Annotated in this window: 8 protein-coding genes and 1 pseudogene; 5 read left to right on the top strand and 4 right to left on the bottom strand. The window is 63.8% G+C overall.

From position 1 onward, the window contains the following. Positions 1 to 414: pseudogene (locus C4301_RS09060) on the bottom strand (thioredoxin fold domain-containing protein); the annotation flags it as partial. A 225-nt stretch (positions 415 to 639) separates the two neighbouring features. Between C4301_RS09060 and C4301_RS09055 the strand changes: the two are divergent. Genes C4301_RS09055 through C4301_RS09045 form a run of 3 tightly spaced genes read left to right on the top strand, consistent with a single transcriptional unit; the run spans position 640 to position 2,704 of the window. Further along, positions 640 to 1,086: a c-type cytochrome gene (locus C4301_RS09055; RefSeq protein ID WP_352414760.1), complete on the top strand. Its 447-nt coding sequence runs from the start codon at positions 640 to 642 to the stop codon at positions 1,084 to 1,086. Positions 1,087 to 1,139: 53 nt separating this feature from the next. Further along, the gene (locus tag C4301_RS09050) at positions 1,140 to 2,099 is read left to right on the top strand and encodes an ABC transporter ATP-binding protein (protein ID WP_352414759.1); all 960 of its coding nucleotides are present in this window, start codon (positions 1,140 to 1,142) and stop codon (positions 2,097 to 2,099) included. A 5-nt stretch (positions 2,100 to 2,104) separates the two neighbouring features. Next, positions 2,105 to 2,704: a thiamine diphosphokinase gene (locus tag C4301_RS09045; protein WP_352414758.1), complete on the top strand. Its 600-nt coding sequence runs from the start codon at positions 2,105 to 2,107 to the stop codon at positions 2,702 to 2,704. Here the strand turns inward: C4301_RS09045 and C4301_RS09040 are convergent. Continuing rightward, on the bottom strand, positions 2,689 to 3,123 hold the full coding sequence (locus C4301_RS09040; protein ID WP_352414757.1) for a hypothetical protein: 435 nt from the start codon (positions 3,121 to 3,123) through the stop codon (positions 2,689 to 2,691). The genes C4301_RS09045 and C4301_RS09040 overlap by 16 nt on opposite strands. Before the next feature lie 17 nt (positions 3,124 to 3,140). Between C4301_RS09040 and C4301_RS09035 the strand changes: the two genes are divergently transcribed. Continuing rightward, on the top strand, positions 3,141 to 3,371 hold the full coding sequence (locus C4301_RS09035) for a hypothetical protein (protein ID WP_352414756.1): 231 nt from the start codon (positions 3,141 to 3,143) through the stop codon (positions 3,369 to 3,371). Here C4301_RS09035 and guaB read toward each other — a convergent pair whose 3' ends face one another. Then, positions 3,372 to 4,856, bottom strand: coding sequence for an IMP dehydrogenase (guaB, locus tag C4301_RS09030; RefSeq protein WP_352414755.1), 1,485 nt, complete (start codon positions 4,854 to 4,856; stop codon positions 3,372 to 3,374). 22 nt (positions 4,857 to 4,878) lie between these two features. Between guaB and C4301_RS09025 the strand changes: the two genes are divergently transcribed. Then, positions 4,879 to 5,208, top strand: a complete 330-nt coding sequence (locus C4301_RS09025) for a tRNA-binding protein (RefSeq protein WP_352414754.1) — start codon at positions 4,879 to 4,881, stop codon at positions 5,206 to 5,208. On the opposite strand, the gene C4301_RS09020 is transcribed toward C4301_RS09025, so the two are convergent. Next, positions 5,205 to 5,706: SIS domain-containing protein (locus C4301_RS09020; RefSeq protein WP_352414753.1), on the bottom strand; the 502-nt coding region annotated here is incomplete at its 5' end. The genes C4301_RS09025 and C4301_RS09020 overlap by 4 nt on opposite strands.

The raw sequence follows: 5,706 nt of genomic DNA, 5'->3' as shown, positions 1-5,706 counted from the left end.
TGGCGCACATCCGGCGAAGCTCCGCGAGGAACTCCGCCCGGGGCCGGCTGCCAAAGATCCGGCCCACCTCCTCCCACGCCCCCTTGCGGAGGGCGAGGAAGACAAAGGTCGGGGTGCCCGGCACCCGGTAGCGCCGGGCCAACGCCTGCCCCTCGGGGGTATACGTATTTACGGAGGCCACCACAAAGCGCTCACGCAAAACCCATCCACCCCTGGGTCTGAAAGGACAAAGGTGTTCATCTGGTCACAGTAGGGGCAGTAAGGGCTGTGGAAGTAAACCATAACCACCCTCCCCGCCCTCTCTCCCAGAACCAAAGCCTCCGGATAGGGATACCAGCGCCCAAAGTCCACTTGGGTCACGGCCAGGGCCAGAAGGCTAAGAAGCGCGATTGACGGTACCTTATATGTGTACATACATCACCTGGGTATCCCACTTTGTACTTTAACTCCCCCCGATGCCCCGCGCCAAGGGGGGGATGCCTGCCCCTTGGGAAAGGGAAAGCCTTCACTTATGGGGTCTTTACGCTGCCCATCGGATGTACACGGATTCCGGTGTCCGGTTTTCTTAAGGAAAGGTAAACCCGCAGTTATTGACAGTGTACATGGGTCAGCCTATACTCACCCCCGGGAGGTATCAAGATGAGACAGACCCTTCTCGGCTTGCTGATCTTGAGCGGCTTGGCCTTGGCCCAGGCGGATGGAGCCAAACTCTATGCTCAGTGCGCGGGCTGCCACCAAGCAAACGGCCAAGGACTCCCTGGAGCCTTCCCGCCTTTGGCCGGGCATGTAAGTGAGATCCTGAATGCGAAGGGGGGCCGGGAGTACCTCATTATGGTCCTTCTCAATGGCCTCTCAGGACCCATCGAGGTGAAGGGGATGAAGTACAACGGGGCCATGCCCGCTTTCGGGGGGCTTAAGGACGAGGAGATCGCCGCGCTTCTCAACCATATCGCCACCGCCTGGGGGGACGCCAAAAAGGTGAAGGACTTCAATCCCTTCACCGCGGAGGAGGTCAAGGCCCTTCGCACTAAGAAGCTCACCTCGCAACAGGTTCTGGAGGAGCGCAAAAAACTGGGCCTTAAGTGAAGGCCCAAGGCCCCGCCCCGGCCCAGGCTGGGGCGGCCTTTTATAGTGGGGAGGTGCTCGAGGTCGAGTTCCTCAAACGGTACCCTGGGTTCTCCCTCGAGGTCCGTCTGACGCTTCCCGAGGGGAAGACCACGGCCCTTTTGGGCCCATCGGGAAGCGGAAAGAGCACGCTTTTGAAGCTCACTGCGGGCCTTATCCCCCCGGACAAAGGCCGGGTCCGGCTCGGGAACCTAGACCTCACCCCCCTGCCGCCCGAAAGGCGAAAGGTGGGGTTCTTGTTCCAGGACTACGCCCTATTCCCCCACCTGACGGTTTACGAGAACATCGCCTTCGGCCTGGTGGAAGCCCGCTGGCCCAAGGCGGCCCTCAAAGCCCGGGTGGAGGAGCTTCTCCAAAGAACCGGCCTCACCCCCCACGCCCAGAAAAAGCCCCAGGCCCTCTCCGGGGGAGAACAGCAAAGGGTGGCCCTGGCCCGGGCCATCGCCCCAAGGCCTAGGCTTCTCCTGCTGGACGAGCCCTTGGGGGCTTTGGACCTGAGGCTTCGGGAAGACCTCCTCTTTTTTCTAAGGCGGATCTTAAGAGAGGAGAAAACCACCGCCTTGGTGGTCACCCACGACCAGGAGGAGGCCTTTCTCCTGGCAGAGACCGTGGTGATCCTGCGGGAGGGAAAGGTGGTCCAAAAAGGCAGGGCCGAGGAGGTCTACACCCGGCCCAAGGAGGCCTGGGTGGCCCGGTTTCTGGGGCACAAGAACCTCCTTTCCCCGGAGGAAAGCCTCCGGCTGGGCCTTCCCCCAAGGGCCCACCTCCTCCTTCCGGGGGCGGTATGCCTAGAGCCCAAAACCGCTTGGAAGGAGGCCCTTGTGGAGGAGCGGCTCTTCTTCGGAGCGCGGGTGGGGCTTTGGCTTTCCTATCTAGGGATAAGGCTTTACTGGGAAGGAGAGGACCCGGGGCTCGAGGAAGGGGCCCGGGTGGGGGTTCGGCTGAATCCAGCCCTGGCCCTTCCCCTAGACTAAAGGGGATGCGCTTTGCCCTTCTTTTGGGCGGCCCCCTGCTGGTCACGGAGGAGGTTAAGGAACGGCTTCGGGGCTACACCCTATGGGCTGCGGACTCGGGCGCGCGCCACGCCTTGGAGCTGGGCCTGGTGCCCTCCTTGTGGCTCGGGGACTTTGACTCTGGAAGCGGGCTTCCCTTAAAGGCGCCAAAGGAGATCCTGCCCGTGGACAAGGACCTTACGGATGGGGAGGCCCTCCTGGAAAGAGCCCTTAAAGAAGGGGCCAAGGAGATCCTCCTCCTAGGCGGAGTGGGCGGGCGGCTGGACCACACCCTGGCCCACCTTCTTTGGGCCCTGCGGGCGGCCCAGCAGGGCGTCCGGGTGGAGCTCACGAACGGCCTCGAGACCCTTTACCCCCTTCTTCCTGGCCGGCACCGGTTTGCCCTCGCCCCAGGCGCCCTCTTTAGCCTCCTCCCCTTCCCAAGGATGCGCCTTTCCCTGAAGGGCGGCCGGTGGGGCCTGAAGGGGGAGTGGCTGGAAGGAAGCCGGGGACTGGAAAACCGTGCCCTGGGGGAGGTGGAGGTGGAGGTCCTGGAGGGGCAGGGGTTTTTCTACCAGACCATATGAAAAGCATTCAGGAAAAGGGGAAGGGCCGCTCCCTTTTCCTCCTGCTCCCTCAAGGCTTCCTCAAAAGCCAAAGGGTCCATGACCAGCCAGGGCAGGCGCAAAAACCCCAGGTAGTAGGCCCCAGCCTGGCCAGGGAAAACCAGACGAGCCCTCTCCTCGGGGAAAAGAAGGGCCTCAAAAGCCAAGGGGGAGGCAAAGTATGGGGCCTGATGATGCTTCTGCAGAAAGGCCTTAAGCCTTTGGGGATTGGTCCAAAACCCCCAGTTCATCCGCTCCAGAAGGCCTTCCGAAGGGGCTTCTTTGACCCTTAGGCGGAGGCAGGCGTACTGGCCTAAGGAAAGGACCTCGCGGGAAAGGCCCAACGCCACCTTGAGCCGCTGGGCGATCGCGTAGTCCTGGTACTCCCGGTAGGGGTCCACCCCCTTATTATGGGGTCATGGACCGGAAGGCCTGGGTGATGAGGGCGGTGGAGGCCTTGCGCTTTGCAGCGTTCAAGGATATCCAGCGGTATCTAGACGAGGAGGGGGAAAACTTTTCCAAAAAGGAGTTGGAGGACACCCTGAAAGCCCTTCTCCAGGAAGGCCTTCTGGAGGAAAAGGATGGGGTCTTCCGCTTGGCGCGCAGGAAGGGCGGACTCGAGGCCTTCCAGAACCTCTTCAAAGACTGACTAGCGGGAGTAGTTGGGGGCCTCCTTGATGACCACCACATCGTGGGGGTGGCTCTCGATGAGCCCGGCCATGGTGACGCGGACGAACCGGGCCTTTGCCCGGAAGGTTTCGATGTCCTTCGCCCCCACATACCCCATGGCGCTCCTCAGCCCCCCTACGACCTGGTAGAGGACATCCGCCACCGGGCCCTTGTAGGGCACCATCCCCTCGATCCCCTCAGGGACGAGCTTTTTGGCCTCGAACTCCCCGCTTTTCCCCGCCTCTTGGAAGTAGCGGTCGGCCGAGCCCTGCTTCATCGCCCCCAAGGAGCCCATCCCCCGGTAGAGCTTGTACCGGCGGCCGTCCTTTAAGACCTCCTCCCCCGGGGCCTCGTCCGTCCCCGCCAGCATGCTCCCCAGCATCACCGTGTGGGCCCCCGCGGCGATCGCCTTGGCCACGTCCCCGGTGTACTTTACCCCCCCATCGGCGATGAGGGGCACGTCAAACTCCTCCACCCCCTTCAGGGCCTCCATGATGGCGGAGATCTGGGGAACCCCCACCCCGGTGACCACCCGGGTGGTGCAGATGGAGCCAGGGCCGATGCCCACTTTGACCGCGTCCGCCCCCCGCTCGGCCAGGGCCCTCGCCCCTTCCCGGGTCGCCACATTCCCCGCGATCACCTGGACCCTGTCCCCAAAGGTTTCCTTGAGGTAGGCAAGGGCCTGTAGGATCCCCTTGGAGTGGCCGTGGGCGGAGTCCAGGACCAGCACATCCACCCCCGCCTCCACGAGGGCTTGGGCCCTTTCAGAGAGGTCCTTGGAGGCCCCAAGCGCCGCCCCCACCAGAAGCCGGCCCTTCTCGTCCTTGGCCGCGTTTGGGTACTGCTTCCGCTTGACGAGATCCTTCAGGGTAAGGAGCCCCTTAAGCCGACCCTCCTTGTCCACCAGGGGGAGTTTTTCCACCTTGTGCCTCCTAAGGACCTCCTCCGCCTCCTCCAAGGTGGTCCCAGGCGGGGCGGTGACCAGGCGCTCAAGGGGGGTCATGACCTCGGTCACCGGGCGCTTGAGGTCCTTCTCAAACCGGATATCCCGGTTGGTGATAAGGCCCAGAAGCTTTCCGTAAAGGTCCACCACGGGCAACCCCCCAATGCGGTACTCCCGCATGAGCCGCTCCGCGTCCTCGAGGGTGGCCGTGGGGGGAAGGGTCACCGGGTCCTGGACCATCCCCGCCTCGGAGCGCTTGACCTTGCGCACCATGGCCGCCTGAGCCTCTATGGACAGGTTCTTGTGAATAACCCCCATCCCCCCCTCCCGGGCCATGGCGATGGCCATCTCCGTCTCGGTCACCGTGTCCATGGCCGCGGAGAGGATGGGGATGTTGAGCCAGAGCTTCTTGGTCATCCGGCTTCTGACCGAAACCTCCCGGGGAAGCACCTCCGAGTAGTCCGGCAAGATGAGGAGATCGTCAAAGGTGAGGCCTTCGTAGAGGATCTTGTCCGCGCTCATGAGCCTAGAGTATACCCTGGGCATGGACCCCTTAGAAGCCTTCGCCACGTTGGACCTGAGGGTGGGGCGGATCGTCCAGGCCGAGCCTCACGAAAAGGCCAAGAAGCCCAGTTACAAACTCTGGATCGACCTGGGCCCCTTGGGCCTAAAGACGAGCTCGGCCCAGCTCACCGGCCTCTACACCCCTGAGGACCTCCGGGGCCGCCTGGTGGTCTGCGCGGTAAACCTGGGGATCAAACGGGTTGCGGGATTTCCCTCCGAGGTTCTGGTCCTCGGGGTCCCGGACGAGGAGGGCCGGGTCGTCCTCCTGGTTCCGGAAAGGCCGGTGCCCCCAGGGGGACGGGTGTTCTAAAGGGTGCGGGTGACCTTCCTTAAGTACGGGGGCCGGTCCACATCCACGCCCCGGGCCCGGCCGAGCCTAGCCGCTAAAGGATAGAAGGCCCTTACCATAAGGATGGGGTCCAGCTCCGGGGCCAGCCGCACCGGAAGCCGAAGGGGATCGGAGGCCAGGTCCAGGGCCTCCGGTTCGGAGGAGAGGACCAAGACCCTGGCCCCTTGGGTCCGGAGCTCCTCCAGAAGGGCAAGGAGGGCTTGCAGCGGCCGGTCCTTGGCCACAAAGAACAGAAGGGGGAGGCCTCGAGAGAGGAGGGCCAAAGGACCGTGGAGGAGTTCCGCGGCCGAGACGGCCTCCGCGTGGAGAAGCGCCGCCTCCTTCAGCTTCAAAGCCGCCTCCCCCGCCGCGGCCAGGGTCAACCCCCGGCCCACCACGTACACCCCCTCCGCCTCCACCAAGGCCTCCAGTTCCCCCTCCGCCTCGGCCTGGTCCAAAGCCTCGGGAAGGAGGGGGAGG

This window comes from Thermus sp. (assembly GCF_040290245.1).
GTDB lineage: Bacteria > Deinococcota > Deinococci > Deinococcales > Thermaceae > Thermus_A.
The sequence above is the reverse complement of the archived record's forward strand: the minus strand, read 5'-3'. Positions and strand labels throughout refer to the sequence as shown.